This is a genomic window from Variovorax sp. CCNWLW225 (genome assembly GCF_037204045.1).
In the GTDB taxonomy this organism is placed as follows: domain Bacteria; phylum Pseudomonadota; class Gammaproteobacteria; order Burkholderiales; family Burkholderiaceae_C; genus Variovorax.
On sequence record NZ_JBBCBV010000007.1, the window covers coordinates 117,047 to 143,065 of the forward strand.

Here is a 26,019-nt window from a genome sequence, read left to right on the forward strand (position 1 = left end):
CGCGTCAGTCCACCTTCGCCAGCACGCCCGAGCCGGTTCCGTACCCAGCCGCCGCCACCGGCTGGCCGCCGCGCGCAATGCGCACCGCGCAGTACTTGAACTCCGGAATCTTGCCCATTGGGTCGAGCGCGGCGTTAGTCATCAGGTTGGCGGCCGCCTCGTAGTAGGCGAAGGGCACGAACACTGCGCCGTTCGGCGTGCCGTCGTCGCGCCGCACGTGGATAGCCACCTCGCCTCGCCGCGACTGCACCGTAATCACGTCGCCGGCCTGGAGCCCCAGCTTCAGCAGGTCGGCCTGGTTCATCGAGGCGGTCGCCATGGGCTCCAGCGCGTCGAGCACGGTGGCGCGGCGCGTCATGCTGCCGGTGTGCCAATGCTCGAGTTGCCGCCCGGTGATCAGCACGAACGGGTACTCGGCATCGGGCCGCTCGTTGGCCGGAATGATGTCGGCCGGCACCAGCTTCACGCGGCCGTCGGCCGTCGGGAAGTCGTCGATGAACACGGTCGGCTGGCCCGGGTCTTCCTCGCTCAGGCAAGGGTAGGTCACGCTCGAATCGCGCTGCAGCCGCTCCCAGCTGATGCCGCTGATCACCGCATGCATGGCCTGGCGCATTTCCTCGTAGACCGCAGCCACGCCGGACTCTTCACCCTCGTAGTTCCACTGCAGGCCCATGCCCTTGGCGATCTGCTGGATGATCCAGAGATCGGGCCGCGCATCGCCCGGCGGGTTGAGCGCGCGCTTGCCCAGCTGCACCATGCGGTCGGTGTTGCTCACCGTGCCGGTCTTCTCGGGCCAGGCGCTCGCGGGCAGCACCACGTCGGCGAGCCACGCGGTCTCGGTCATGAAGATGTCCTGCACCACCAGGTGCTCCAGGCTCGCGAGCGCATGGCGTGCATGGTTCAGGTCGGGGTCGCTCATGGCGGGGTTCTCGCCCATGATGTACATGCCGCGCACTTTGTGCGGATCGGTGTCGGGCGCGAGCGCCTTGTGCATGATCTCGACCACGGTGTAGCCCGGCGTTGCGTCCAGCGGCGTACCCCAGAAGTTCTCGAACCACGCATGCACCGCCGGGTTGTCGACGCGCTGGTAGTTGGGGAACATCATCGGGATCAGCCCCGCATCGCTCGCACCCTGCACGTTGTTCTGGCCGCGCAGCGGATGCAGGCCCGAGCCCGGCTTGCCGATCTGCCCGGTCACGGTGGCCAGCGCGATGAGGCAGCGTGCGTTGTCGGTGCCATGCACGTGCTGGCTCACGCCCATGCCCCAGAGAATCATCGAGCCCTTGGCGGTGGCGAAGGCGCGCGCCACTTCGCGCAGCGTTTCGGCCGGCACGCCGCAGATGGGTGCCATCGCCTCGGGGCTGTAGCCCTTCACGTTCTCGCGCAGCGCCTCGTAGTTGCTGGCCCGCGTGCGCACGAACTCCTGGTCGACCAAGCCCTCGTCGATCACCGCATGGATGAGCGCGTTGAGCATGGCCACGTCGGTGTCGGCCTTGAACTGCAGCGTGCGCCAGGCATGGCGGCTGATGTCGGTGCGGCGCGGGTCGGCCAGCACGATCTTCGCGCCGCGCTGCGCGGCGTTCTTCATCCAGGTGGCGGCCACCGGGTGGTTGGCCGTGGGGTTGGAGCCGATGACGAAGATCAGCCCCGCATGCTCCACGTCGTTGACCTGGTTGCTCACCGCACCCGAGCCCACGCCTTCGAGCAGCGCGGCCACGCTCGATGCGTGGCACAGGCGCGTGCAGTGGTCGATGTTGTTGCTGCCGAAGCCCGTGCGCACCAGCTTCTGGAACAGGTAGGCCTCTTCATTGCTGCCCTTGGCCGAGCCAAAGCCCGCGAGCGACTTGGCACCGTAGGTGTCGCGCAGGCCCGAGAGCTTGCCGGTGGTGAGCGCGAGCGCTTCTTCCCAGGTGGCCTCGCGGAAACACTCGCTCCAGTCGTCCGGACGCGGCGTATCGCCGAAGTCCTTCGGCGCACCGGCCTTGCGGATCAGCGGCTTGGTCAGGCGCTGCGGGTGGTGCGCGTAGTCGAAGCCGAAGCGGCCCTTCACGCACAGGCGGTTGTGGTTGGCCGGGCCGTCGCGGCCGTCGACGCTGACGATCTTCTCGTCCTTCACGTTGTAGGTCACCAGGCAGCCCACGCCGCAGAACGGGCACACCGAGTCGACCTTGCGATCGACCTCCTGCGAGCCGATGTGGCTCTTGGGCATGAGCGCGCCCGTGGGGCAGGCTTGCACGCATTCGCCGCAGGCCACGCAGGTGCTGTCGCCCATCGGGTCGTCCAGGTCGAACACGATCTTGCTGTCCGCGCCGCGCATGGCATAGCCGATGACGTCGTTGACCTGCTCTTCGCGGCAGGCCCGCACGCAGCGGTTGCACTGGATGCAGGCGTCGAGGTTGACGGCCATCGCCGGGTGCGAGATGTCGGTCTTGGGCTGCTCGCGGCGCAGCGCCTTGAGTTCGGGCCGCACCGCGATGTCGAGCTTTTTTGCCCAGGCGCTGAGCTCGCCGTGCTGCTGGGTGGCGTCGTCGCCGATCCACTTGTAGCCCTGGTCGGGCATGTCGGACAGCAGCATCTCCACCACCATCTTCTGGCTCTTGAGTGCGCGCTCGCTGGTGGCCTTTACTTCCATGCCGGCCGTCACGTTGCGGCAGCAGCTGGGCGCGAGCGTGCGCTCGCCCTTCACCTCGACCACGCAGGCGCGGCAATTGCCGTCGGGGCGGTAGCCGTCCTTGAAGCACAGGTGGGGAATCTCCACGCCGTGGCGCTCGGCCGCCTTGTAGATGGTCTCGCCGTCGAAGGCCTGGATGGGCTGGCCGTCGAGCGTGAATTCGATGGTTTGCGGCATGAGCTCCGCGAGCTTGGACGGGGCGTTCATGCCACCTCCTCCGGAAAATATTGCTGGATGCAGCGAATCGGGTTGGGGGCCGCCTGTCCAAGTCCGCAGATGGATGCGTCGCCCATCACCTGCGCCAGGTCTTCAAGCGTGGTGTTGTCCCACGTGGAGGCCTGCATCAACGCCGCGGCCTTGGCGGTGCCGACGCGGCATGGCGTGCACTGGCCGCAGCTTTCATGCTCGAAGAAGCGCATCACGTTGAGCGCGGCGTCGCGTGCGCGGTCGTGCTGGCTCAGCACCATCACGGCGGCCGAGCCGATGAAGCAGCCGTAGGGCTGCAGCGTGTCGAAGTCGAGCGGAATGTCGTTCATTCGCGCCGGCAGAATGCCGCCCGACGCGCCGCCGGGCAAGTAGGCGTACAGCGAGTGGCCGTCGAGCATGCCGCCGCAATATTCGTCGATGAGTTCCTGCACCGTGATGCCCGCCGGCGCGAGCTTGACGCCCGGGTGCTTCACCCGGCCGCTCACGCTGAAGCTGCGCAGCCCCTTGCGGCCGTTGCGCCCGAAACCGCTGAACCAGGCCGCACCCTTTTCGACGATGTCGCGCACCCAATAGAGGGTTTCGAAGTTGTGCTCCAGCGTCGGACGGCCGAAGAGGCCCACCTGCGCGATGTACGGCGGGCGCATGCGCGGTTCGCCGCGCTTGCCCTCGATGCTTTCGATCATGGCCGACTCTTCACCGCAGATGTAGGCACCCGCGCCGCGCCGCAGTTCGATGCGCGGCAGTGCGCACGGCGGATCGGCCTGCAGCCGGGCCAGCTCCCGCTCCAGTAGCGCGCGGCAGTCGTGGTACTCGTCGCGCAGGTAGATGTAGCACTGCTCGATGCCGACGATCTGCGCCGCCACCACCAGGCCTTCGAGAAAGCGGTGCGGATCGCGCTCGAGATACGTGCGGTCCTTGAAGGTGCCGGGCTCGCCTTCGTCGATGTTCACCGCCATGAGCCGGGGCGCGGGCTGGTCGCGCACGATGCGCCACTTGCGCCCGGCCGGAAAGCCCGCGCCGCCCAGGCCGCGCAGGCCCGAGTCTTCCATCGTCTTGATGATGGCCTCGGCGTCTTCCTCGCCGTTGACCAGCGCTGAAGCGAGGGCATAGCCGCCGTTCGCGCGGTAGGTGGCATAGTCGGTGAATGCCGGCATGCGCTCGATGGCGCCGGGCAGCGGCGAGACGCTTTTCAGCGCGAACTCGGCCGCATCGAAATACGCGACCGTGGCTTCATCGGGGTCGGACTTCAGCGCCTGCAGCACCTTCGCCGTGGTCGCGAGCGGTACGGCCTGCCGGTCGACGACCACCGCGGGCGCCTGTTCGCAGCGGCCGATACAGGGCGCCGCAATCACGCGCACATCGTCGCCGTCGACACCCAGCAGTTCGGGCAGCCGCGCCAGCAGATCCTTGGCACCGGCCAGCTCGCAGGCCAGGCCGTCGCACACGCGCACGGTGAGGCCCGGAGCTTCGTCGCCGCCGCGAACCACCTCGAAGTGGTGATAGAAGGTCGCAACCTCGTACACCTCGGCCATCGGAATGTTCATTTCCTTCGCCAACGCCACCAGGTGGCGGTCGTGCAGGCAGCGGAAAGCGTCGTTCAGCTTGTGCAGGTGCTCGATGAGCAGGTCGCGCCGGTGGCCCTCAGTCGGGGGCGCACCGATGAGCGTGCGCACTTCGAGCAGCGCCGCCTCCTCGGGCTGCCGGCCCTTGAGCTTGCTCTTGCGGCGGATGCGCTCGCGCATTTCGTCGGCTGTGGCTAGCGGCACGATGGTGTGCGTGCGGGCTGTCGCTGTCTCGCGGGTCGTGGCTGGGTGGTTGTTCACTGCCTGGGCCTTTTCTCGATGTCTCGGAACTGCCCCCAATGCTTGAGGGCTGACCGAGTGTGTGGGGCGGCCCTGGGCCCGTCAAATTCGATCGGAGCATCGATCGATTCAATAACTAAATGGTGCGCCGGGCCCGAGTCGGCCGCGCCCGCCGGCCAGTTACTCGCCGAGCGCGCCGCTGTGCAGCCGCACCTGCTCGCGCCAGGCCGGCGTTTGCAGGAAAACCAGGGCGGCATCGAGCGCCCGCGAGGGGCGCACGCCGGTCTGGGTCATGAAGCCGAGCGGCGTCTTGACCTCCGGCCCCACGAGCGGCAGCGCCTCCAGCTCGCGGTAGCTGCGCACGGCCGCGACCATGGCGCCGGGCAGCACGCTGCTCACCGTGCCCGCGAGCACGGCCAAGGCAAGGGTAAGTACCGAGTTGGTCTCGATGGCCGGCGCCACGGCCGTGTCGGCTTCACGCAACGCCTGGTCGATGATGGAGCGGTTGTGCATGTCGGGCGTGAGCAGGCACAGCGGCAGCTTGCCGGCATCGGCCCACGACATCGGCTGGCCGATGCGCAGCCGGTCGGCCGAGGGCCGCTCGGCACGCCTCAAAAGATAGTAGTGCTCCACGCTCTGCGGCCAGGCCGTGAGCTTGATGCCCGGGAGGTGCATGCGCTCGGTGTAGCCGAGCGCCAGGTCGACCGAAAGGCTCTCGAGCCCTGTTTCCAGCTCTTGCGAACTCATCGACAGCACGGCCGGCACGATGCCCGGGTGCAGTTCGTGCAGCATGGCCGCAAAGCGCGACAGCATCGGAATGGCGGTGGGCACCGCCGCCATGCGCAGCCGCCCGCGCGGCTGGCCCTCTTCGCTGCGCAGCTCCTGCAGCAGCACCTCGTTGTCGCGCAGCATGCGCTGCGCCGTGGCCAGCACCCGCTCGCCCTCGTGCGTGAGGCCCACGTACACGCGCCCCCGCTTCACGATGACCACGCCGAACTCGCTTTCGAGCGAGCGCAGCGCGTTGGAGAGCGCCGGTTGCGTGATGTGGCAGGCCTGCGCCGCGCGCCCGAAATGCTTGTGCTCGCTCAGCGCCACCAGATAGCGCATCGAAGCAAGCAGATTCACTTCGCCTGCTCCGGCACGCGTTCACTGAAGCTGGGCGGGCGCACCATGCGTCAGGTGTTCTTGCTGATCGAGATGGTCGGGAACTTCGACGAGAAGTCCTTGGCCTTCTCGGCGATGCCCACGGCCACTTGCCGCGCAACGGCTTTGTAGATGCCGGCCACTTCGCCGTCGGGGTCGGCCACCACGGTGGGCTTGCCGCTGTCGGCCTGCAGCCGGATGTTGATGTCCAGCGGCAGCGCGCCGAGGTATTCCATCTCGTACTGCGCGGCCATCTTCTTGCCGCCTTCGGAGCCGAAGATGTGCTCGACATGGCCGCAGTTCGAGCAGATGTGCACCGCCATGTTCTCCACGATGCCCAGGATGGGCACGCCCACCTTCTCGAACATCTTGATGCCCTTCTTGGCGTCGAGCAGCGCGATGTCCTGCGGCGTGGTGACGATCACGGCGCCGGTCATCGGCACGCGCTGGCTCAGCGTGAGCTGGATGTCGCCGGTGCCGGGCGGCATGTCGACGATCAGGTAGTCGAGGTCTTTCCAGTTGGTCTGGCGCAGCAACTGCTCCAGCGCCTGGGTGGCCATCGGGCCGCGCCAGATCATGGCCTCGTCCTGGTCGACCAGGAAGCCGATCGACATGACCTGCACGCCGTGGTTCTCCAGCGGCTCCATGGTCTTGCCGTCTTCGCTCTCGGGCCGGCCTTCGATGCCCAGCATCATGGGCTGACTCGGGCCGTAGATGTCGGCGTCGAGCAGGCCCACGGCGGCGCCTTCGGCCGCCAGCGCCAGCGCCAGGTTGGCGGCCGTGGTGCTCTTGCCCACGCCGCCCTTGCCCGACGCCACCGCGATGATGTTCTTGACGTTGGGCATCAGCTGCACGCCGCGCTGCACCGCGTGGCTGATGACCTTGGTGACGATGTTGACGGAGACGTTGCTCACGCCCGGCACCGTCTTGGCGGCCGCGACCAGCGCCTTGCGCATGGCCGCATGCTGGCTCTTGGCCGGATAGCCGAGCTCCAGGTCGAACGACACGTCGCCGTCTGATATCTGCAGGTTCTTGAGCGACCGCGTCGCCACGAAATCCTTGCCGGTGTTCGGGTCCTGGACGGCCTTGAGCGCGTCCATGAGCCCTTCTGGGGTGAGTGCCATTGATCTAACTCCTGAATGGCGGGTAGTCTAGTGGCTCGCCCGGCGCCTCCGCGCACTTCGTGCGGCTTCGCCTTCCTGCACCTGGGGGCAACGCCGGCGGCCCGGCAAGGCAAAGTTTCCCGAGAACCCCGGGGCGCAAGCCCCTTTTCAACAGACAACAGCAACAAGAAGATGCCCGAGACACCCCCCGCCACCGGTCTCCTGCTCACCGGCGGCGGCGCCCGGGCCGCCTACCAGGTCGGCGTGCTCGAGGCCATTTCCGAAATTCGGCGAACCGCCGGTTTCGCAGGCCAGCCTAACCCCTTTCCTGTGATCACCGGCACCTCGGCCGGCGCCATCAACGCCGCCGCACTGGCTTGCGGCGCCGACGATTTCGACGGAGTGGTTGCGCACATTGCCCAGGTCTGGCGCAACTTCCGCGCCGGGCAGGTCTACCGCGCCGATTCGCTCTCGGTGCTCGGCAGCGGCACGCGCTGGCGCATGCTGCTCGGGCTGGGGCGCTTTGCCGCCAACTGGATGCGCATCAAGCCTCGCTCCCTGCTCGACAACGCGCCGCTGGCCGATCTGCTGGCGCGCATGGTGCCGCTCGGCCGGCTGCCGCAGCTCATGCAGGAAGGCCACCTGCGTGCACTGGCAGTGACCGCGTCGAGCTACAGCTCGGGCGAGCACGTCACCTTCTTCGAAGCCGCCACCCCGATGGAACCCTGGGTGCGTTCGCAGCGGCTTTCCGTGCGCGACCGCATCAGCCATGCGCACCTGCTGGCCTCGTCGGCCATTCCCTTCGTGTTTCCGGCCACGGCGCTGCCGATGCAGGGACATACCGAGTATTTCGGCGACGGCTCGATGCGGCAGTCGGCACCCATTGCGGCGGCAATTCACCTGGGCGCCCAGCGCATCCTGGTGATTGGCGCGGGCCGCATGCACGAGCCGCGCGAAACCGACGCGCCCAACACCTACAGCGGCTATCCCACCATGGCGCAGATCGCGGGCCATGCGCTGTCGAGCATCTTTCTGGATGCGCTGGCGGTGGACATCGAGCGGCTGCGGCGCATCAACCACACGCTCGGCCTCATTCCCGAAGAAGCCCGCAAGTCGAGCTCGCTGCGGCCTTTGGACCTGCTGGTGATTTCTCCGTCGGAGCGGCTCGACGTGATTGCTGCGCGCCATGTCGACGCGCTGCCCGGCGCGGTGCGGCACCTGCTCGGTGGCTCGAAAGTCGCGGCCGACGTGAAGGGCGGCGCGCTTGCGAGCTACCTGCTGTTCGAGTCGGGCTACACGCGCGAGCTGATGGCGCTCGGGCGGGCCGACGCGATGCGGCAGAAGGATGAAGTGCTGCGGTTCTTCGGGTGGAACGCCGCCGCCTGAGGCAGGTCAGCGCCCGCCGCCGTTCGCGGAAAGACCCGCCAAAAGCAGGTCCAGGCTCGCATGGAATTCGCTGTCGGCCGTGCTGCCTAAGGCGGCATTCGCAATGTCGATCAGGTGCGCGAAACGGTCCTGTGGCAAGGCCCTGAAGCGCGCGATGGTGAGCTCCGCCGATTCCGTGGCCTGCAGCGCCAGCGGGCCCGCCAGCTCGGCTTGCGCAAGCCCCGTGATCAGCGCCGACACCGCGCGGAACGCAATAAGCAACCCCTCCCCCGAGCGCCCGCTGCGGGCCAACGCGCGCAGCATCGCCTCGGTCACCTCGAACACCGCCGGCGACCGGCTTCGGCGCGTGAGGATCAGCGGAATGGCATGCGGATGCGCCCGCACAGCCTGCCACAACGCCGTGGCAATCGCCCGGACCTCGTCCTGCCATTGCGCATAGCTGACAAGCGGCCAGCGCGCCTCGCCGATCACCGCTTCCACCACCAGCAGATCGATGTCCTCGCGCTGCGACACGTAGTTGTAGAGCGTCATGGCGCCGGTGCCGAGCTCGGCGGCAAGCGCACGCATGGAAAGCCCTGCGAGCCCTTCCCTGTCGACAAGGGCCAATGCGGCGGCCTGGAGCTGCGAATGCGTGAATTTGGCGGGTCGTCCCATGGAGGCGGATGTTGACGCAGTTTGAAAGAGGCGAGTATATTTGAATACGTACATTGTACGTTTAAGGAATTTCAAATTAAACTCGCACCCGGGGATGTGGCCCCCCTCATTGCCGCAAGCACCATCCATGGCAAACCGGTCGAAATTCCGGACCCGACGTCGCGCTACGTGCACCTGCAGTTCCGCCGGTTCGCGGGCTGCCCCGTGTGCAACTTCCATCTGCTCACCATGGGCAGGCGCCAGGCGGAAATTGCCGCCGCTGGAATTCGCCAGGTTGTCTTCTTTCATTCGTCGCGCGAAGAAATGCTCAAGTACCAGGCGCAGCTGCCGTTCGACTGCGTTGCGGACGCTGGCAAGAAGCACTTCAAGGCGTTCGGGGTCGAGACGTCCGTGCGGGCGCTGCTGAGCCCCCGCGTCTTCTGGAGCGGGCTGCGGTGGGTCCTCGCGGCCAGGCGCTTCTACACAAAGGCCGAGAACGGCATCTTCGGCCTGCCTGCGGACTTTCTGGTGGATGCGGAAGGCCGCGTCGTGGACTGCAAGTACGGCGCGCATGCGGACGACCATTGGGAGGTCGACGAATTGCTGCAGCTGGCCAGCAAGGAGCAGCAGCCTGCTCGGGCGGCGCCGGTCATGGCGCCTGCATTGCCCGTCTAGCCGCCCACCGCCCGCACGATCGCTTCTTCTACAGGGCAGCGCGCCTGCGGCGGCGCATCGAGATTGAACGGTTGTGCCGGCAGCAGCGGCGGCTGGGCCATGAAGCGTGGCTGCGTGCCGCGGTGCGGCTGGGCCGAATGCACCAGGAACGGATGGCACAGGTACACGGTGCCCGCCGCCCCCGTCGCCAGCACCTCGGGCCGCGAGGCGGACTCGGCAAAGCCGTTGCGCGCCAGTTCACCGAGCGACAGGCCATCTTCGCCCGCCGGCGCCAGCACGCGGGCGATGTCGGCATGCGAACCGGCTCGAATGCGCGTGGGCGCGTCGTCCTCGCCCACATCCGAAAACAGGAAGAGCATCAGCAGCGCCCGCCCCTTGGAGCGAAGGTTCGCGCGCCATGACATGAAGTCCGGGTTCTCCAACCCGAAGCTCACGTCGATGTGCCAGCCGGCGTCGCCCGGATCTTCGGCAGAAGGAAAGCGCACGGGAAAGGTGCCCATGCTGCGGCACGGCTGCCACCGGCCGGGGCCGACGAGCAGGTTGAAGGCCTCGTGCAGGAGCGGTGTATTGGCGGCCTCGACGAAAGGCCTCTGCGGGTACATGCCGAGCCTGACAACAGGCTTGGTCCAGGTCGAAGGATCGTCCGGATTGCATCCGGTATCCCGCCAGAGAATCGTGCGGGCCTCTTCTGCGAGTTCGCGTGAAAAGGCGTTGTCGATGCGCAGGAATCCGTCGCGGATGAAGGCTACGGAGCGCGGGTCGTCCGTCGAATGAGTTGGATGCCCTGGCACTTGAGTCAATTGAGTCAATTGAGTCCGAAGAGAACGATGATGCCCGTGACGAACCAGTTCGCGGTCGTCGCACGGGCCGCACTTTCCTTCGAGATCGGCACCAGCTTTGCACGCTTCCATGCCCACAGGTTGCAAGCAATGGCGAGCACCAGTCCACTGAAGAAGAACGGGGAAGAATGCAGGCCGAGCGCCCCGATCAGCGACACCACGAGAATCACGACGCCCGCGGCCCAAATGCCGCTCGAAGTGCTTGCCAGCACATGGCTGAAAGCGCCGCAGGCCTCGCAAGTGGCGGGGCCGCCGCGGCTCGACCAACGCTTGGCCAACTCGCCAATTCCCGGCTCGCGGCAACTCGGGCATGTATGTTTCATGTGCTGCGCAAGATACCGCAGTTCAGGTGCAACGCACAACCGGCTGCTGCTGGCGGCGCACCCGCTACCCCGCCTCGGAGATCCCGAGTTCGGAACACACCCGCCCCACCAGTGCCTTCAGCGACGCAAGCTCGGCTTCGAGCCGCGCCACGTTGGCCTTGAGCGCAGCAACCTCGCCGAGCGATGCGTCGTGCGACGCGTAGGCACCATCGGCCGAAGCGCCGCCAGGTCCGGCGACCTCTTCCGCCGGCGCACCGCTCAGCAGATGCGCCCAGCGGCTTTCGCGCGCACCGGGCAGGCGCGCGAGCTTGACGACCAGCGCGCCGGCCGGACGTTCAGCGAGTTCGTCGAGAAAGCCCTCGACCGACGAGATGTCGGCAAAGCTGTGCATGCGGTCGCAGGCAATGCGCAGCTCGCCGGCCGTTTGCGGGCCGCGCAGCATCAGCACGGTGAGCAAGATGACCGACTGCGAGGGAATGCGCAGCACGCGGTCGATGTTGTGCTCGTAGCGAAAGGCGCGGCCGCCGCTGGTTTCCGCCACCAGGCTGTAGCCCTTCAGGCTGTCGATGGCGGCCTGCACCTGTGCCTCGCTCAGGTCGAGCACGGGGTTGCGGCTGGTCTTCTGGTTGCAGCCCGATACCAGCGAATTGAGCGTGAGCGGATAGCTGTCGGGCACGGTGCGCTGCTTTTCGGCCAGCACGCCGAGCACGCGGGTTTCGACAAGCGAAAGAATGGGTAAGGCCTGGGTCATGACTCGGAAATTCTGAATGAAAACATTGGCGGCAAAGGCCGGCTCAGGGTGCGGTCACGCCGAGTATCGGACCCAGCTCCCTCGTGAGATCGCTGCGCCGCAAGGCAAGCGAGTACAGCGCCGAAACGGTGCCGTCGAGGTAGAGCGCATCGCGGCAATGCAGCACGTCGCGAAAGTAGAGGGCGAACTCGTAGAAGTTCACCGGCTGCTCGCTGATCACGAAAATTGCCGTGTGGCCCGATACGCCCACGCCGTTGCGGATCTTGCGCGAGTCCGAATGTGGAATGAAGGCCGGATGCACCACGCCATGGCGCAGCAGCAGGGGGCCCGATTGGGTCGCCAGCCGAACACCGCTCTTCGAAAGCGCCGGATATTCCGACGATTCGACCACGCGCGGCCCGGCATCGGACACCAGGAAAACGCCGTTCGGCTTGAGAAAGAAGTTGCCCGCGCCCCCCGACAGGTTGAGCGGCGAAATCTCGCGTCCCTCCTGCACCAGCAGGCCGACCGGCGAAAAGTCGGCGTGGTACATGCCGGCATTCATCGCGAACAGCAGTTGCCGGTTGCGCCCCGCTAGCCAGGCTTCGAGGCGTTCGAGGCTCTTGAACTCGACGCCCGTGTCGTCGCGCAGGAACAGCTCGAGCCGTTCCGTGCGCAGGTCGACCCTGACGACGGTGTAGCGCGGCGGATCTTCCACGGCGGCTGCCGCGCTGGCCATGCCGGCGGCGCTGGCCACGCCGGCCGCGCAGAGCGCCAGCAGGAGCAGCAGCTTTCTCATGAAGTAATGGAAAGCCGCCTCCGCCTCAGCCGTTCTGGATGCGGCTGACCAGCGCCTTAGTGAACCCCGCCGTGTTGGCGGTGCCGCCGAGGTCGCCGGTGCGCACCTTGTCGATGTTGAGCGTGTCGTCGATGGCCTTGCGCAGGCGCGTGGCCAGGTCGGGCAGCTTGACGTGCTCGAGCATCAGCGCGGCGGCCAGCAGCAGCGCGGTCGGATTGGCAATGCCCTTGCCGGCGATGTCGGGGGCGGAGCCGTGCACGGCCTCGAAGATCGCGGCATCGGCGCCGATGTTGGCCCCCGGTGCCATGCCCAGGCCGCCGACCAGACCGGCCACCAGGTCGGAGAGGATGTCCCCGAACAGGTTGGTGGTCACCAGCATGTCGAACTGCCACGGGTTCAGCACCAGCTTCATGGCGCAGGCGTCGACGATGATCGAGTCGAGCTCGAACTTGCCCTTGTACTTTCTCTCGTACAGGTCGAGGCCCGTCTCCAGGAAGAGGCCGGTCAGCACCTTCATGATGTTGGCCTTGTGGACCAGCGTGACCTTCTTGCGGCCCGTGGCAATGGCGGTCTCGAAGGCGTATTCGAGCAGGCGAAGGCAGCCCTGGCGCGTGTTGATGCCGGTGGCCATGCCCACGGCGTGCGGGTCTCCGTCGATGCGCACATAGTGCTCGTGGCCGATGTAGAGGCCTTCGAGGTTTTCGCGCACGACCATCAGGTCGATCTTGTCGAAGCGGCCGCCCGGAACGATGGTGCGGGCGGGGCGCAGGTTGGCGTACAGCTGGAATTCTTCGCGCAGGCGCACGTTCGACGAGCGGTAGCCGCCGCCCGACGGGGTTTCGAGCGGGCCCTTGAGCGCCAGGCGGGTGCGGCGGATGCTGTCCAGCGTGGCCTGGGGCAGCGGATCGCCCGAGGCCTTGACGCCGCCGAGGCCGGCAATCTGGCGGTCCCACTCGAACGGGGCCTTCAGCGCATCGAAAGCCGCCAGCGTGGCGTCGACGATTTCGGGGCCGATGCCATCGCCGGGAATCAGGGTTGCGGGAATGGGGCTGGTCATCGGAAAACTCGCTTTCTGTGTATCTATCTTGTATATCTCTTCGCCATATCAGGAGGGAGCGTTGGCGAAATGCGCGGCATGGAGCATACGTCGCGCCGGAGACACCCCGCCGGCTTTCGGGTCACTCGGGGTCCGGCAGCTCGTATTTGCGGCGCGGCGGCGAAGCCATAATCCCGGCAATCGGGCGGTGAGATCGGCGGCATTGGGCAGGGTGCGGTGCAGCCACCTAAAATGCCCGGTTCCCGGAAGCGGCCGCTGGCCGCCTCCGAAGCCAGTCAGCCACTCCCCGAAAGCGCCCTCCCCGATGTCCGCCCCGCGCAAGCTCTTCGTTACCACCGCCCTGCCGTATGCCAACGGCAAGTTCCATATCGGCCACATGATGGAATACATCCAGGCCGACATCTGGGTGCGGAACCAGCGAATGAATGGCGCCGAGGTCAACTTCGTCTGCGCCGACGACGCGCATGGCGCGGCCATCACCATTGCGGCCGACAAGGCCGGCGTGACGCCGCAGGCCTTCGTGGCCGAGATCGCCGCAGGCCGCAAGCCCTACCTGGACGGCTACTACATCTCGTTCGACAACTGGCACTCGACCGACGCGCCCGAGAACCACCAGCTCGCGCAGGACATCTACCGCGACCTGCGCGCCAATGGTTTCATCAGCACCAAAAGCGTCGAGCAGTTCTACGACCCGGCCAAGGGCATGTTCCTGGCCGACCGATTCATCAAGGGCGAGTGCCCGAACTGCCACGCAAAGGACCAGTACGGCGACAACTGCGAGGTGTGCGGCGCCGTGTACGCGCCCACCGAGCTGATCAACCCGTACTCGGCCCTGTCGGGCGCCAAGCCGGAACTGCGCAGTTCCGAGCACTTCTTCTTCAAGCTCTCGGACCCGCGCTGCGAGGCCTACCTGAAGGACTGGACCGCGGCCCCCGGCCATGTGCAACCCGAGGTGCAGAACAAGATCCGCGAGTGGCTCTACAAGGACGACGAAGGCAAGGGCGGCCTGGGCGATTGGGACATCAGCCGCGATGCGCCCTACTTCGGCATCGAGATTCCCGATGCGCCGGGCAAGTACTTCTACGTGTGGCTCGACGCGCCCGTGGGCTACCTTGCCTCGCTGAAGAACCTGCTCGACAAGCGCTGCATCGAACTCGGCGGCGACGGCATCTCGTACACCGAGTACATGGCCGACCCCGACCTGGAGCAGGTGCACTTCATCGGCAAGGACATCATCACCTTCCACACCCTCTTCTGGCCCGCGATGCTGCATTTCAGCGGCCGCAAGGCGCCCGATGCGGTGTACGTGCACGGCCACCTGACGGTGAGCGGCGAAAAGATGAGCAAGAGCCGCGGCACCGGCATCGACCCGCTCAAGTACCTCTCGATCGGCCTCGACCCCGAATGGCTGCGCTACTACATCGCGGCCAAGCTCAACGGCCGCAACGAAGACATCGACTTCAACCCCGAAGACTTCGTGGCGCGCGTCAACAGCGACTTGGTCGGCAAGTACATCAACATTGCGAGCCGCGCGGCGGGCTTCATCGGCAAGCGCTTCGGCGGCAAGCTGGGCGCGATTTCGGCGGACGGCGACGCGCTGCTGTTTGCGCTGCGCGATGCGGCGCCGCAACTGCATTCGCTGTACGACGGCCGCGATTACGCCCGCGCGCTGCGCGAAGTGATGGCGCTCGCCGACAAGGTGAACGAGTACGTCGACCAGAACAAGCCCTGGGAACTGGCCAAGAAAGAAGGCCAGGAGGCGCGCCTGCACGACGTGTGCACGGTGTGCATCGAGGCTTTCCGCCTGCTCACGCTGTACCTGAAGCCGGTGCTGCCGGCGCTTGCCGTCAACGTCGAGGCCTTCCTCAAGATTGCGCCGCTGACCTGGGCCGATGCCGCGCAGGCGCTGCCCGTCGGCCATGCCATCGGCGAATACAAGCACCTGATGCAGCGCGCCGACGCGAAGATGGTCGACCAGCTGTTCGATGCGCCTGAGCCGGTAGCGGCAGCGGCCGTGGAAGCCGCGGCCGGTACGCTGCCCGGCGGCGAGGCCATTGCGCCCACCATCACCATCGATGACTTCGCGAAGATCGACCTGCGCATTGCGAAAATCGTGGCCTGCGAGAAGGTCGAGGGCTCGACCAAGCTGCTGCGCCTGACGCTCGATACGGGCGAAGAAAAAACGCGCAACGTGTTCAGCGGCATCGCCTCGGCCTACCAGCCCGAGCAGCTCGTGGGCAAGCTCACGGTGCTGGTTGCCAACCTGGCGCCGCGCAAGATGAAGTTCGGCATCAGCGAAGGCATGGTGCTGGCCGCCAGCCATGCCGACGAAAAAACCAACCCCGGCATCCATGTGCTCGAACCCTGGCCCGGCGCCACGCCCGGCATGCGGGTTCGCTGATTTGCTAGAGGACCGCACCATGCTGAAGCGCACCATCCTTCTGCTGTCATTCGCGGCCATGCAGAGCGGCTGCGCGGTGGTGACCGTGGCAGGTACCGCCGTGAGCGTGGGTGCCAGCGCGGTGGGCCTGGCAGCGGATGCGGCCATCGGCACCGCGCGCATCACCGGCAAGGCCGTGGGTGCGGCGGCCGACGCGGTGATTCCCGACAGCGACTGAACCGGGCGGCCGGCCATGCCGGCATGGGGTACACAATGGGTGCCCCATGCATTCACCGCTGAACATCACCCGCTTTCGCCCACGCCTGCTGGACGCCATGGCGGGCTACGACCGGGGTCGCTTCTTCAAGGACCTGGGCGCCGGGGCCACCGTCGGCATCGTGGCGCTGCCGCTGGCCATGGCCTTTGCCATCGCCTCCGGGCTCAAGCCCGAAGCGGGCATCTGGACGGCGATCATCGCGGGCTTCCTGATCTCGCTCCTGGGCGGCTCGGCGGTGCAGATCGGCGGGCCGGCTGGCGCCTTCATCGTGATCGTCTACGGCATCGTCGAACGCTACGGCCTTGCCAACCTGCTGATATCGACCGCCTGCGCCGGGGTGCTGCTGTTCGCGGCGGGGCTGTTCGGGCTCGGCCGGCTGGTGCGCTTCGTGCCGCTGTCGATCGTGGTCGGGTTCACCAACGGCATTGCGGTGCTCATTCTCCTGTCGCAGCTCAAGGACCTGCTCGGGCTCACGGTGGAGAAGATGCCGGCCGACGTGTTCTCGCAGCTGCACGCGATGGCGCTGCAGATCGGCACCTTCAACCCCTACGCTTTCGCACTGGGGCTGGCCTGCGTGGTCGGCCTGATGGTCTGGCCGCTCCTGCTGCAAGGTGAATCGAAGGTGGGCCATGCGGTGCAGCGGCTCGCGGGGCGCATTGCGCGAACGCGCGCGGTGCAGGTGGGCGCGCGCATGCCGGGGCCCATCGTGGCGCTGGTCACGCTCACGCTGGTGTCATGGGGCTTCGACCTGCCGGTGGAAACCATCGGCACGCGCTTCGGCGGCATTCCCGAAGGTTTGCCGACGTTCGCGCTGCCCGATTTCTCGTGGGAAACGGTCAAGCAGCTGGTCACGCCCACGCTGACCATCGCGCTGCTGGGCGCCATCGAGTCGCTGCTGTGCGCCCGGGTGGCCGACCAGATCAGCGGACAGCCGCGCCATGACCCGAACCAGGAACTGATGGCGCAAGGCATTGCCAACCTGGTGACGCCGTTCTTCGGCGGCATGCCGGCCACCGGCACCATCGCGCGCACCGTGACCAACATCCGCTCGGGCGGCAACTCGCCCGTCGCAGGCATCGTGCATGCGGTCACGCTGATGGTGGTGGTGCTGCTGGCAGCGCCACTCGCGCGCCATGTGCCGCTTGCGGTGCTGGCGGGCATTCTGGTGTTCGTGGGCCTGAACATGGGCGAATGGCGCGAGTTCACGCCCGGCCAGCTGCGGCACTTCAGCCGCCATTACCGGCTGCTGATGCTCGGCACCTTCTTTCTCACGGTCGTTTTCGACCTGACGGTGGCGGTGCAGGTGGGCATCGTGCTGGCTTGTGCGCTTTTCATCCGCCGCATGAGCGGGCTTTTCAGCGTCGAGCTGGTCACGATGCAGCCGCCGGTGCTTACCTACCGGCTGTATGGTGCGCTGTTCTTCGGGGCTGCGGCCAAGCTGGACGAAGCCGTGAATGCGGCCGAGAGCGCGCCGCGCGGCATGACGGTGGTGCTCGACGCCACGCACCTCATCTACCTGGACGCGACGGGCGTCGACGCGCTGCGCCAGCTGCACCGCGCGGTGCTGGCGCGCGACGGGCTGCTGAGGCTGGAATCGCTGCAGCCGCAGCCGCTCGAGGTGATCGTGCGCTCGGGGTTTGCCGAGGAGCTGACGAGCGGCCGGCCGCACGACGCGGAGGGCTAGGGCCCCCCGTTCAGGCCTCAGTTCGCCTCGGTACTCCGGTCGGGCGAAGAGCCGCTGCGCACCACGCGCTGGTCGTCGTTGAGCGTGGCGGTAAACACCATGGGCGAACTGGGCGGCTGCACCCAGCGCCATTCCCATTCGGTTTCGCGCTTGAGCGCGTAGGGCGTGACCTTGGCGGGCTTGCCGAGCATCTTGCGCAGGTCTTCCATCATCATGCCCGGCTGCACCCTGGCAAAGTTCTCGGGCGTGAGCACCTGGCGCAGCGCGCTCATCTTGCCGTCGGCGCCGATGGTGATCATGTAGTTTTTCTGGCCCTGCGGCTGGCGGTTGTACTCGAGCACGCGGCCGTTGGGCACGTCCCAGATGTTCTCGGGCTCGCCGAACCGGGCGCGCACATCGGCCTCGGTCGAGACGCCCTCCTCCAGTTCGTCGATGCGCTGCGGGTCGCATCCCGCAAGCCCCATAACCACCGCCAGCAAGGCCGCTGCCGTGCCGATCCGCCACTGTTGTCGTCGCTTCATGCCATCCCCGGTAAAATTCGCGCTACAAAGGTCCAGTCTATGTCCATCTTCCGCCGCCCCCACTACACCTCCGAGATCACCAGCTTCATCGAGGAAATGAAAGAAAAGAAGCCGACGCTGGAAGCCGAACAGCGCGCCGGCCGGGCCCTGCTGTGGGACAAGCACCTCGACCGCAGCCTGCTCGAGGAATACAGCGAAGCCCGCGTGCCGCAGCAGCCGTACGTCTACCAGACCCAAAGCAAGTAATGGTGCCCAGCCGGCATCCATCGTTGGCCGTCATCGCGCCTGCAGCTATTGAAATGATAGCAAGCGCCCGATGAAGGACAACGAGGACAACGACACGCTCGTGGCCAGCATGCCCGAGGTGGTCGACCAGGTCGCGCTCGCCAGGCTCTATGGCGAGCCGTTGTTCGCGATGCCGAAGGACCTGTACATCCCGCCCGAGGCGCTGCAGGTTTTTTTGGAGGCCTTCGAAGGCCCGCTGGACTTGCTGCTCTACCTCATCAGGAAGCAGAACTTCAACATTCTCGACATTCCGATGGCGGGGCTCACGCGGCAATACCTGAGCTACGTCGACGAGATTCGCCAGACCAACCTGGAGCTCGCGGCCGAGTACCTCCTGATGGCCGCGATGCTGATCGAGATCAAGTCGCGCATGCTGCTGCCGCCCAAGAAGGTGGCCGACGGCGAAGAGGCCGAAGACCCGCGCGCGGAGCTGGTGCGCCGCCTGCTCGAATACGAGCAGACCAAGCTGCAGGCCGCCGCCATCAGCGCCATGCCGACCTACGGGCGCGACTTCTGGAAGGGGCAGGTCTACATCGAGCAGTCGCTCAAGCCCCGTTTCCCCGACGTGAACGTGGTCGAGCTGCGCGACGCGTGGGCCGACATCATGAAGCGCGCCAAGCTCATCCAGCACCACAAGATTTCGCGCGAAGAGCTCAACGTGCGCGAGCACATGAGCATCGTGCTGCGGCACCTGCAGGGGCAGCGCTTCGTCGAGTTCGAAAAGCTGTTCGACGTGTCGCGCGGAGCGCCGGTGCTGATCGTCACCTTCATCGCGATGCTCGAGCTTGCGAAGGAAACGCTGATCGACATCACGCAGGCCGAAGCCTTCGCGCCCATTTACGTGCGGCTGGCGTACTCGCCGGCCTGAGCTTGCCGGCACTTGCCCCTGTGAATTCCGCCGTGCGCGACTTCGACGTCCTCATCGTCGGCAGCGGCCTCGCAGGCCTCTCGGCGGCGCTGCACCTGGCGCCGACGCACCGCGTGGCGGTACTGACCAAGCGCGCACTGAACGACGGCTCCAGCGCCTGGGCGCAGGGCGGCATTGCGGCCGTGCTGGCCGCGGGCGACAGCTTCGATGCGCATGTGGAAGACACGCTGGTGGCCGGCGCCGGGCTCTGCGACCCCGAGGCCACGCGCTTCGTCGTTGAGCATGCGCCCGAGGCCATCGACTGGCTGCGCGAACTTGGCGTGCCGTTTTCCGCAGAAGCCGACGGCGGGCTGCACCTGACGCGCGAAGGCGGCCACAGCCAGCGCCGCATCGTGCATGTGACGGACGCCACCGGCGCGGCCGTGCAGCAGACGCTGATCGAGCGCGTGCGCCGCACGCCGAGCATCACCCTCTTCGAGCACCACACGCTGGTCGACCTGATCACCGGGCCCAAGCTGGGGCTGGCCGACCCGGCTTGCCTGGGCCTGTACGCGCTGGACGACGAGACCGACGAGGTGCTGAGCTTTCGCGCGCCGCACACCATCCTGGCGACGGGCGGTGCGGGCAAGGTCTACCTGTACACGACCAATCCGGATACGGCCACGGGCGACGGCATTGCCGCGGCCTGGCGCGCGGGCTGCCGGGTTTCGAACATGGAGTTCATCCAGTTCCACCCCACGTGCCTGTACCACCCGCATGCGAAGTCCTTCCTGATCAGCGAAGCGGTGCGCGGCGAAGGCGGGCTGCTGAAGCTGCCCGAATCGGCGGGAGGCACCCGCTTCATGCCCCAGCACGACGAGCGCGCCGAACTCGCGCCGCGCGACGTGGTGGCGCGCGCCATCGACTTCGAGATGAAGAAGCACGGCCTGGACTGCGTGTACCTGGACATCTCGCACCAGAGCCCGGCGTTTCTGAACGAGCACTTTCCCAACATCCTCGCGCGCTGCGCGGAGCTGGGCATCGACATCACGCAGGAGCCCATTCCCGTGGTGCCGGCCGCCCATTACACATGCGGCGGCGTGCTGAGCGACCTGGCCGGCCGCACCGATGTGCCGGGCCTCTACGCCATCGGCGAGACCGCCTGCACGGGCTTGCATGGCGCGAATCGCCTGGCGAGCAACTCGCTGGTCGAGTGCATGGTGTTCGCGCGTGCCGCGGCCGGCGCCATTGCGGCGGCTCCGGGGCGCAGCAGCGTCGATCTGCCGCAGTGGGACGACAGCCGCGTGACCGATGCCGACGAAGCCGTGGTCATTTCCCACAACTGGGAAGAGCTTCGGCGCTTCATGTGGGACTACGTGGGCATCGTGCGCACCAACAAGCGGCTGGAGCGCGCGAGCCACCGCATTGCGCTGCTGCAGGCCGAGATTCACGAGTTCTACGCCCACTTCCACGTCACGCGCGACCTGCTGGAACTGCGCAACCTGGTGCAGGTGGCCGAACTCATCGTTCGCTCGGCGCAGGCCCGGCATGAAAGCCGCGGGCTGCATTTCAGCCGGGACTATCCTTCGCTTGCCGAGCCCTCCGCGCCGACGGTATTGACGCCGCCGGGGCGCTGACCGCCCCACCCGCTTTCAGGTTCTTACTCACTCAAGGATGCCCGGCCACCGACGCCCGCAGGGAGAAACCCAACCATGTCAACCATGTCGAACACCAAAGCAACCCCTTCGTCCGAGACGCCGGCGGCCGCCACGCCCTACGGCACGCTGCCCCCGGCCTCGCCACCCGCATCGCGCAAGCCCGTGAGCCTGCCGCGCCTGGCCGACATGCATGCGCGCGGCGAGAAGATCTCGATGCTCACCGCCTACGACGCCACCTTCGCGGCCATGGCCGACGCGGCGGGCGTCGATTGCCTGCTCGTAGGCGATTCGCTCGGCATGGTCTGCCAAGGACTGAACAGCACCGTGGGCGTGAGCCTGGACACCATGCTCTATCACACAGACAGTGTCTCGCGCGGCCTGCGCCGGGTGCAGGGCACGGCCTGGCTGATTGCCGACTTGCCCTTCGGCAGCTACCAGGAATCGCGCGAACAGGCCTTGCGCAGCGCCACCGTGCTGATGCAGGCGGGCGCACACATGGTCAAGCTCGAAGGCGGCGGCTGGACCACGGAGACGGTGCGCTTTCTGGTCGAGCGCGGCATTCCCGTTTGCGCCCACCTGGGCCTGACGCCGCAGACCGTGCATGCGCTGGGCGGCTACCGCGTTCAGGGCAAGGGCGATGCGGCCGGCGCGCTGCTGAAGCAGCATGCGCACGCATTGCAGGAGGCCGGCGCCACGATGCTGGTGCTCGAGATGGTGCCGGCCGCGCTGGCCGCCGAGCTCACGAATGAACTGAAGCACTGCGCCACCATCGGCATCGGCGCGGGCAAGGGCACTGCCGGCCAGGTGCTGGTGTTGCACGACATGCTGGGCATCAACCTCGGCAAGATGCCGAAGTTCGCGCGCAACTTCATGGCCGATTCCTCGAGCATCGCGCAGGCCCTCGAAGCCTATGTGCGCGCGGTGAAGGACGGCAGCTTTCCCGACGATCAATTGCACGCCTGGTAAGGAGCACAGACCATGTACATCGCACACACCATCGCCGAGCTGCGCGAGCACCTTTCGGCTTTCAAGCGCCCGGCCTTCGTGCCCACCATGGGCAACCTGCACGACGGCCACCTGGCGCTGATCGAACAGGCCAGGCCACTGGGCGACGTGACGGTGGCGAGCATCTTCGTCAACCGGCTGCAATTCCTGCCGCATGAAGATTTCGACACCTATCCGCGCACCTGGGACAGCGACTGCGAGAAGCTGCGCGCCGCCGGCTGCAACGTGCTGTTCGCGCCGGACGAAAAAGCGCTCTACCCCGAGCCGCAGACCTGCAAGGTGCACCCGGACCCGGCGCTGGCCGACATCCTCGAGGGCCACTTCCGCCCCGGCTTCTTCATCGGCGTGTGCACGGTGGTGATGAAGCTCTTCCAGTGCGTGCAGCCGCGCGTGGCCGTGTTCGGCAAGAAGGACTACCAGCAGCTCATGATGATCCGCCACATGGTGCGGCAGTTCGCGCTGCCCATCGAGATCGTCGGGAGCGAAACCTTCCGCGCCGACGACGGCCTGGCGCTGTCGTCGCGCAACGGCTACCTGAGCGAAACCGAGCGCGCGGAGGCCGTGCAGCTCTCGAAGGCGCTGAAGGCCATGGCCGCGGCCGTGCAAGCCGGCGAGCGCGATTTGGCCGCAATCGAAGCGCGGGCAATGCAGACGCTCACAGAACGCGGCTGGCAACCGGACTATCTTGTGCTGAGGCGGCGCACCGACCTGCAGGCGCCCACTTTCGGGCTGGCCGGCGAGCCACTCGTGGCGCTGGCCGCGGCGCGGTTGGGCGCTACGCGGCTGATCGACAACCTCGAGATCGAGAACCTGGCTTCTTCATGACCTACAGCGTCAAGGAAATCTTCTACACCCTGCAGGGCGAAGGCGGACAGGCGGGCATGCCGGCCGTGTTCTGCCGCTTTGCGGGCTGCAACCTGTGGACGGGCCGCGAGGAAGATCGCGATACGGCCGTCTGCCGTTTCTGCGACACCGACTTCGTGGGCACCGACGGCACGCTGGGCGGCAAGTTCAAGACCGCCGACCTGCTGGCCGACACCATTGCAGCGCAATGGCCGGCCGGCGATGCCGAGCACCGCCTGGTGGTGCTCACCGGCGGCGAGCCGCTGCTGCAGGTCGACGCAGCACTGGTCGACGCGCTGCATGCGCGGCGCTTTCGCATTGCCGTGGAAAGCAACGGCACGGTCGCCGCACCCGAAGGCATCGACTGGCTCTGCATCAGCCCCAAGGCCGGCGCACCGTGGGTGCAGCAGCGCGGGCAGGAACTGAAGCTGGTGTGGCCGCAGACCGAATTCGACCTTGACACCATGGCGCGCACGGGTGAGTTCACGCATCGCTTTTTGCAGCCGATGGACGGGCCCGACCGCGTGGCCAACACCGAACTGTGCATTGCCGAGTGCATGCGCCAGCCCGCCTGGCGCCTCAGCGTGCAGACCCACAAGATCACCGGCATCCGCTGAGCGCGGAGAGACTTTTCAGATGCGATTCATCATCAGCCAACGCTTTTTCTTCGATGCCGCCCACACGCTGAAGCGCGACATCGAGGTGGAAGGCAGCCGCCGTATTCACGGCCATACGTACCACGCCGAAGTGTGGCTTGCGGGCCAGCGCGATCCGGTCACGGGCATGGTGGTCGACCTGGGGCTGCTGCGCCGCCGGCTGGATGACGTGCGCGAGCTGCTGGACCATCACCTGCTGGACGACGTGGAGGGGCTGCATCCGCCGACGCTGGAGAACCTGTGCCTGTTCATTGCGGGCGCGCTGCCGGACTTTCGAGCTTCGCTCGCGCGGGTGCGCGTGTGGAGGGAGGCGCTGGGGGACAGCTGCACGCTGGAGTTCTAGGGTTTTGCTCCCTCCCCTTCCGGGGGAGGGTTGGGGTGGGGGCAAGCGGCCTTCACATCGCCGTCGGCCCGTTCGACGCCGCGAGCCCCCATCCCAGCCTTCCCCCAGAGGGGGGAGGAGCAATGCGGGTCAGGCGGCGCCGATGCCTGCAATCAGGCTTCCGGCCGCCTGACCATTCTTCAGGCCCGCAGTAAACGCCAGCATCCGATCAATCGGCACCCGCGCCCGCAGCCCCAGCGCCGGATCAACCTGAATTTCACCCGCCCCCGTTTCCAGCGCATTCGCCAGCTCCACCAACCCGTTCATCGCCATCCAAGGGCAATGCGCACAGCTCTTGCAGGTGCCGCCGTTGCCGGCCGTGGGCGCCTCGATAAAAGTCTTGCCCGGATTCAGCGTGCGCAGCTTGTGCAGCATGCCGCTGTCGGTGGCAACGATGAATTCCTTCGCGTCCATGCGCTGCGCCGCATTCAGGATCGCCGAGGTCGAACCGACCGCATCGGCCAGTGCGATCACGTCGCCCGGCGACTCCGGATGCACCAGCACCTTCGCCGACGGGTGCTCTTTCATGAGCAGGTCGAGCTCCAGCGCCTTGAACTCGTCATGCACGATGCAGGCGCCGTTCCAGCTGACCATGTCGGCGCCGGTCTGGCGCTGGATGTAGTCGCCCAGGTGGCGGTCGGGGCCCCAGAGAATCTTGCGGCCTTGGGCATGCAGTGCGCTCACCACGTCGAGCGCGCAGCTGGAGGTGACGAGCCAATCGGCGCGCGCCTTTACGGCCGCGCTGGTGTTGGCGTAGACGACCACGGTGCGGTCGGGATGCTGGTCGCAGAACGCGCTGAACTCATCGACCGGGCAGCCGAGATCGAGCGAGCAATTCGCATCCAGGTCGGGCATGAGCACGCGCTTCTCGGGCGAGAGAATCTTGGCGGTCTCGCCCATGAAACGCACGCCCGACACCACCAGCGTCTGCGCCGCATGGTCGCGGCCAAAGCGCGCCATCTCGAGCGAATCGCTCACGATGCCGCCGGTTTCCTCAGCCAGGTCCTGCAGGTCAGGGTGCACGTAAAAGTGCGACACCATCACCGCATTGCGCTCGCGCAACAGGCGGCGAATGCGCTCCTTCAGGGCGATGCGCTCATCGGGCGAAGGTTCGGGCGGCACGCGCGCCCAGGCGTGGCGGGTGTCGCAGGCCGAGCCGGCTTCGGCCACCGGTTGTTCGTAGTCGACATCGATGACGAAAGAAGAAGCCATGGCCGCCGCCCTCAGCTTTCCTGGAAGCGCATCGAAAAATCGATGGCCTTCACGTCCTTGGTGAGCGCACCGACCGAGATGCGGTCCACGCCGGTTTCAGCCAAGGTGCGAAGGCCTTCGAGTGTCACGCCGCCGGATATTTCGAGCACGGCCTTGCGGCCATCGCCGGCTTCGTCGTTGATGCGAACGGCCTCGCGCAGCGTCGGCAGGTCCATGTTGTCGAGCAGCACCATGCGCGCGCCGGCATCCAATGCCTCGCGCAACTGCGCCAGCGTTTCGACCTCGACCTCGACAAAGGCCCCGCGATCCGCCACCGGCGCCACGGCACGCAGCGCCGCGGCAACGCCGCCGGCCGCCGCAATGTGGTTTTCCTTGATGAGCACCGCGTCGTAAAGACCGATGCGGTGGTTCACGCCGCCGCCGGTGCGCACCGCGTACTTCTGCGCCAGGCGCAGGCCCGGCAGGGTCTTGCGGGTGTCGACGATGCTTGTGCGCGTACCGCGAACGGCGTCGGCATAAAGCGCGGTCTTGGTGGCGACTGCACTCAGCAGCTGAAGAAAGTTGAGCGCGGTGCGCTCGGCCGTCAGCAACACGCGGGCCGAGCCTTCGATCTCGAGCACCGTCTGGTCGGCCGCGCAGCGCTCGCCCTCGCTGCACAGCCAGTTGATGCGGGCCTGCGGATCCAGTTGCCGCACCGTGGCTTCGACCCAGGGCGCGCCGCACAGCACGGCCGATTCGCGCGCCAGCACGCGGGCATGGGCCCTGCGGCCGGGGTCGACCAGCGACGCGGTCAGGTCACCGTCGGCCACGTCTTCCTGCAAGGCGCGTGCTGCGTCGGCCTGGGCCAGCGCGGCCAAGGCCGGCGCCGAAAAATCAAAGCGAGGGCTCATGGCTCTTTTTT

Annotated in this window: 25 protein-coding genes; 12 read left to right on the forward strand and 13 right to left on the reverse strand. The window is 67.0% G+C overall.

From position 1 onward, the window contains the following. Positions 1 to 4 precede the first annotated feature (4 nt). The 4 genes from fdhF to apbC form a co-directional block, all read right to left on the reverse strand. The gene (gene fdhF, locus V9L20_RS14570; RefSeq protein ID WP_337297144.1) at positions 5 to 2,878 is read right to left on the reverse strand and encodes a formate dehydrogenase subunit alpha; all 2,874 of its coding nucleotides are present in this window, start codon (positions 2,876 to 2,878) and stop codon (positions 5 to 7) included. Next, positions 2,875 to 4,620 (reverse strand): NAD(P)H-dependent oxidoreductase subunit E, encoded by a 1,746-nt coding sequence (locus V9L20_RS14575; protein ID WP_337297212.1) that lies wholly within the window; start codon positions 4,618 to 4,620, stop codon positions 2,875 to 2,877. Before V9L20_RS14575 ends, fdhF begins: the two co-directional genes overlap by 4 nt. 240 nt (positions 4,621 to 4,860) lie before the next feature. Beyond that, positions 4,861 to 5,805, reverse strand: coding sequence for a LysR substrate-binding domain-containing protein (locus V9L20_RS14580; protein ID WP_157615319.1), 945 nt, complete (start codon positions 5,803 to 5,805; stop codon positions 4,861 to 4,863). Positions 5,806 to 5,855: 50 nt separating this feature from the next. Further along, positions 5,856 to 6,947, reverse strand: a complete 1,092-nt coding sequence (apbC, locus tag V9L20_RS14585; protein ID WP_337297145.1) for an iron-sulfur cluster carrier protein ApbC — start codon at positions 6,945 to 6,947, stop codon at positions 5,856 to 5,858. Between the two features lie 171 nt (positions 6,948 to 7,118). Here apbC and V9L20_RS14590 point away from each other — a divergent pair, with 171 nt between their 5' ends. After that, positions 7,119 to 8,312 (forward strand): patatin-like phospholipase family protein, encoded by a 1,194-nt coding sequence (locus tag V9L20_RS14590; protein WP_337297146.1) that lies wholly within the window; start codon positions 7,119 to 7,121, stop codon positions 8,310 to 8,312. A 6-nt stretch (positions 8,313 to 8,318) separates the two neighbouring features. On the opposite strand, the gene V9L20_RS14595 is transcribed toward V9L20_RS14590, so the two are convergent. Further along, entirely contained in the window at positions 8,319 to 8,966 is a 648-nt protein-coding gene (locus V9L20_RS14595; protein WP_337297147.1) for a TetR/AcrR family transcriptional regulator, read from the reverse strand. A gap of 96 nt (positions 8,967 to 9,062) precedes the next feature. On the opposite strand from V9L20_RS14595, the gene V9L20_RS14600 reads away from it, so the two are divergent. Then, a complete protein-coding gene (locus tag V9L20_RS14600; protein ID WP_337297148.1) occupies positions 9,063 to 9,620 on the forward strand; it encodes a redoxin domain-containing protein in 558 nt (185 codons plus the stop codon). Here the strand turns inward: V9L20_RS14600 and V9L20_RS14605 are convergent. The 5 genes from V9L20_RS14605 to V9L20_RS14625 form a co-directional block, all read right to left on the reverse strand. Next, the gene (locus tag V9L20_RS14605; RefSeq protein WP_337297213.1) at positions 9,617 to 10,411 is read right to left on the reverse strand and encodes a phytanoyl-CoA dioxygenase family protein; all 795 of its coding nucleotides are present in this window, start codon (positions 10,409 to 10,411) and stop codon (positions 9,617 to 9,619) included. The two genes, V9L20_RS14600 and V9L20_RS14605, sit on opposite strands and share 4 nt — an antisense overlap. A gap of 14 nt (positions 10,412 to 10,425) precedes the next feature. Then, a complete protein-coding gene (locus V9L20_RS14610) occupies positions 10,426 to 10,737 on the reverse strand; it encodes a hypothetical protein (RefSeq protein WP_337297149.1) in 312 nt (103 codons plus the stop codon). A 109-nt stretch (positions 10,738 to 10,846) separates the two neighbouring features. After that, on the reverse strand, positions 10,847 to 11,533 hold the full coding sequence (locus tag V9L20_RS14615; RefSeq protein ID WP_337297150.1) for a YceH family protein: 687 nt from the start codon (positions 11,531 to 11,533) through the stop codon (positions 10,847 to 10,849). Positions 11,534 to 11,576: 43 nt separating this feature from the next. After that, a complete protein-coding gene (locus V9L20_RS14620) occupies positions 11,577 to 12,311 on the reverse strand; it encodes a phosphodiester glycosidase family protein (protein WP_258502015.1) in 735 nt (244 codons plus the stop codon). 25 nt (positions 12,312 to 12,336) lie between these two features. Beyond that, the gene (locus V9L20_RS14625; protein WP_258502016.1) at positions 12,337 to 13,368 is read right to left on the reverse strand and encodes an isocitrate/isopropylmalate dehydrogenase family protein; all 1,032 of its coding nucleotides are present in this window, start codon (positions 13,366 to 13,368) and stop codon (positions 12,337 to 12,339) included. Positions 13,369 to 13,672: 304 nt separating this feature from the next. Here V9L20_RS14625 and metG point away from each other — a divergent pair, with 304 nt between their 5' ends. Genes metG through V9L20_RS14640 form a run of 3 tightly spaced genes read left to right on the forward strand, consistent with a single transcriptional unit; the run spans position 13,673 to position 17,709 of the window. After that, positions 13,673 to 15,769 carry a methionine--tRNA ligase gene (gene metG, locus V9L20_RS14630; protein ID WP_337297151.1) on the forward strand — a complete coding sequence of 699 codons (2,097 nt, stop codon included), beginning with the start codon at positions 13,673 to 13,675 and terminating at the stop codon, positions 15,767 to 15,769. Between the two features lie 19 nt (positions 15,770 to 15,788). Further along, entirely contained in the window at positions 15,789 to 15,986 is a 198-nt protein-coding gene (locus tag V9L20_RS14635; protein WP_337297152.1) for a hypothetical protein, read from the forward strand. Positions 15,987 to 16,032: 46 nt separating this feature from the next. Next, the gene (locus V9L20_RS14640; RefSeq protein WP_337297153.1) at positions 16,033 to 17,709 is read left to right on the forward strand and encodes a SulP family inorganic anion transporter; all 1,677 of its coding nucleotides are present in this window, start codon (positions 16,033 to 16,035) and stop codon (positions 17,707 to 17,709) included. A gap of 17 nt (positions 17,710 to 17,726) precedes the next feature. On the opposite strand, the gene V9L20_RS14645 is transcribed toward V9L20_RS14640, so the two are convergent. Beyond that, positions 17,727 to 18,230, reverse strand: coding sequence for an outer membrane protein assembly factor BamE (locus tag V9L20_RS14645; RefSeq protein ID WP_258502021.1), 504 nt, complete (start codon positions 18,228 to 18,230; stop codon positions 17,727 to 17,729). A gap of 39 nt (positions 18,231 to 18,269) precedes the next feature. On the opposite strand from V9L20_RS14645, the gene V9L20_RS14650 reads away from it, so the two are divergent. The 7 genes from V9L20_RS14650 to V9L20_RS14680 all read left to right on the forward strand — a co-directional run bounded on the left by V9L20_RS14650 (position 18,270) and on the right by V9L20_RS14680 (position 23,867). Continuing rightward, on the forward strand, positions 18,270 to 18,476 hold the full coding sequence (locus tag V9L20_RS14650) for a DUF3460 family protein (RefSeq protein ID WP_126748409.1): 207 nt from the start codon (positions 18,270 to 18,272) through the stop codon (positions 18,474 to 18,476). 70 nt (positions 18,477 to 18,546) lie between these two features. Then, positions 18,547 to 19,383, forward strand: coding sequence for a segregation and condensation protein A (locus V9L20_RS14655; protein WP_337297154.1), 837 nt, complete (start codon positions 18,547 to 18,549; stop codon positions 19,381 to 19,383). Positions 19,384 to 19,415: 32 nt separating this feature from the next. Continuing rightward, entirely contained in the window at positions 19,416 to 20,999 is a 1,584-nt protein-coding gene (nadB, locus tag V9L20_RS14660; protein ID WP_337297155.1) for an L-aspartate oxidase, read from the forward strand. A gap of 84 nt (positions 21,000 to 21,083) precedes the next feature. After that, the gene (gene panB, locus V9L20_RS14665) at positions 21,084 to 21,986 is read left to right on the forward strand and encodes a 3-methyl-2-oxobutanoate hydroxymethyltransferase (RefSeq protein ID WP_337297156.1); all 903 of its coding nucleotides are present in this window, start codon (positions 21,084 to 21,086) and stop codon (positions 21,984 to 21,986) included. Between the two features lie 12 nt (positions 21,987 to 21,998). Further along, positions 21,999 to 22,850, forward strand: coding sequence for a pantoate--beta-alanine ligase (gene panC / locus V9L20_RS14670; RefSeq protein ID WP_337297157.1), 852 nt, complete (start codon positions 21,999 to 22,001; stop codon positions 22,848 to 22,850). Further along, positions 22,847 to 23,485, forward strand: a complete 639-nt coding sequence (gene queE, locus V9L20_RS14675; RefSeq protein WP_337297158.1) for a 7-carboxy-7-deazaguanine synthase — start codon at positions 22,847 to 22,849, stop codon at positions 23,483 to 23,485. Before panC ends, queE begins: the two co-directional genes overlap by 4 nt. A gap of 19 nt (positions 23,486 to 23,504) precedes the next feature. Then, positions 23,505 to 23,867: a 6-carboxytetrahydropterin synthase gene (locus V9L20_RS14680; RefSeq protein ID WP_337297159.1), complete on the forward strand. Its 363-nt coding sequence runs from the start codon at positions 23,505 to 23,507 to the stop codon at positions 23,865 to 23,867. Between the two features lie 129 nt (positions 23,868 to 23,996). Here the strand turns inward: V9L20_RS14680 and nadA are convergent, their stop codons facing one another. Together nadA and nadC are read right to left on the reverse strand one after the other, a co-directional pair. Further along, positions 23,997 to 25,118, reverse strand: coding sequence for a quinolinate synthase NadA (gene nadA, locus V9L20_RS14685; protein WP_337297160.1), 1,122 nt, complete (start codon positions 25,116 to 25,118; stop codon positions 23,997 to 23,999). 11 nt (positions 25,119 to 25,129) lie between these two features. Then, positions 25,130 to 26,008, reverse strand: coding sequence for a carboxylating nicotinate-nucleotide diphosphorylase (nadC, locus tag V9L20_RS14690; protein WP_337297161.1), 879 nt, complete (start codon positions 26,006 to 26,008; stop codon positions 25,130 to 25,132). Positions 26,009 to 26,019 lie beyond the last annotated feature (11 nt).

Excerpts from the sequence above, each read along its gene's own strand:
- V9L20_RS14625 (WP_258502016.1), bottom strand. The coding sequence starts at position 13,368 with ATGACCAGCCCCATTCCCGCAACCCTGATTCCCGGCGATGGCATCGGC.
- nadC (WP_337297161.1), bottom strand. The coding sequence starts at position 26,008 with ATGAGCCCTCGCTTTGATTTTTCGGCGCCGGCCTTGGCCGCGCTGGCC.
- panC (WP_337297157.1), top strand. The coding sequence starts at position 21,999 with ATGTACATCGCACACACCATCGCCGAGCTGCGCGAGCACCTTTCGGCT.
- V9L20_RS14645 (WP_258502021.1), bottom strand. The coding sequence starts at position 18,230 with ATGAAGCGACGACAACAGTGGCGGATCGGCACGGCAGCGGCCTTGCTG.
- V9L20_RS14650 (WP_126748409.1), top strand. The coding sequence starts at position 18,270 with ATGTCCATCTTCCGCCGCCCCCACTACACCTCCGAGATCACCAGCTTC.
- fdhF (WP_337297144.1), bottom strand. The coding sequence starts at position 2,878 with ATGAACGCCCCGTCCAAGCTCGCGGAGCTCATGCCGCAAACCATCGAA.
- V9L20_RS14590 (WP_337297146.1), top strand. The coding sequence starts at position 7,119 with ATGCCCGAGACACCCCCCGCCACCGGTCTCCTGCTCACCGGCGGCGGC.
- V9L20_RS14615 (WP_337297150.1), bottom strand. The coding sequence starts at position 11,533 with ATGACCCAGGCCTTACCCATTCTTTCGCTTGTCGAAACCCGCGTGCTC.
- V9L20_RS14655 (WP_337297154.1), top strand. The coding sequence starts at position 18,547 with ATGAAGGACAACGAGGACAACGACACGCTCGTGGCCAGCATGCCCGAG.
- V9L20_RS14635 (WP_337297152.1), top strand. The coding sequence starts at position 15,789 with ATGCTGAAGCGCACCATCCTTCTGCTGTCATTCGCGGCCATGCAGAGC.
- V9L20_RS14680 (WP_337297159.1), top strand. The coding sequence starts at position 23,505 with ATGCGATTCATCATCAGCCAACGCTTTTTCTTCGATGCCGCCCACACG.
- V9L20_RS14595 (WP_337297147.1), bottom strand. The coding sequence starts at position 8,966 with ATGGGACGACCCGCCAAATTCACGCATTCGCAGCTCCAGGCCGCCGCA.
- V9L20_RS14640 (WP_337297153.1), top strand. The coding sequence starts at position 16,033 with ATGCATTCACCGCTGAACATCACCCGCTTTCGCCCACGCCTGCTGGAC.
- apbC (WP_337297145.1), bottom strand. The coding sequence starts at position 6,947 with ATGGCACTCACCCCAGAAGGGCTCATGGACGCGCTCAAGGCCGTCCAG.
- metG (WP_337297151.1), top strand. The coding sequence starts at position 13,673 with ATGTCCGCCCCGCGCAAGCTCTTCGTTACCACCGCCCTGCCGTATGCC.
- V9L20_RS14575 (WP_337297212.1), bottom strand. The coding sequence starts at position 4,620 with ATGCGCGAGCGCATCCGCCGCAAGAGCAAGCTCAAGGGCCGGCAGCCC.
- nadA (WP_337297160.1), bottom strand. The coding sequence starts at position 25,118 with ATGGCTTCTTCTTTCGTCATCGATGTCGACTACGAACAACCGGTGGCC.
- queE (WP_337297158.1), top strand. The coding sequence starts at position 22,847 with ATGACCTACAGCGTCAAGGAAATCTTCTACACCCTGCAGGGCGAAGGC.
- panB (WP_337297156.1), top strand. The coding sequence starts at position 21,084 with ATGTCGAACACCAAAGCAACCCCTTCGTCCGAGACGCCGGCGGCCGCC.
- V9L20_RS14620 (WP_258502015.1), bottom strand. The coding sequence starts at position 12,311 with ATGAGAAAGCTGCTGCTCCTGCTGGCGCTCTGCGCGGCCGGCGTGGCC.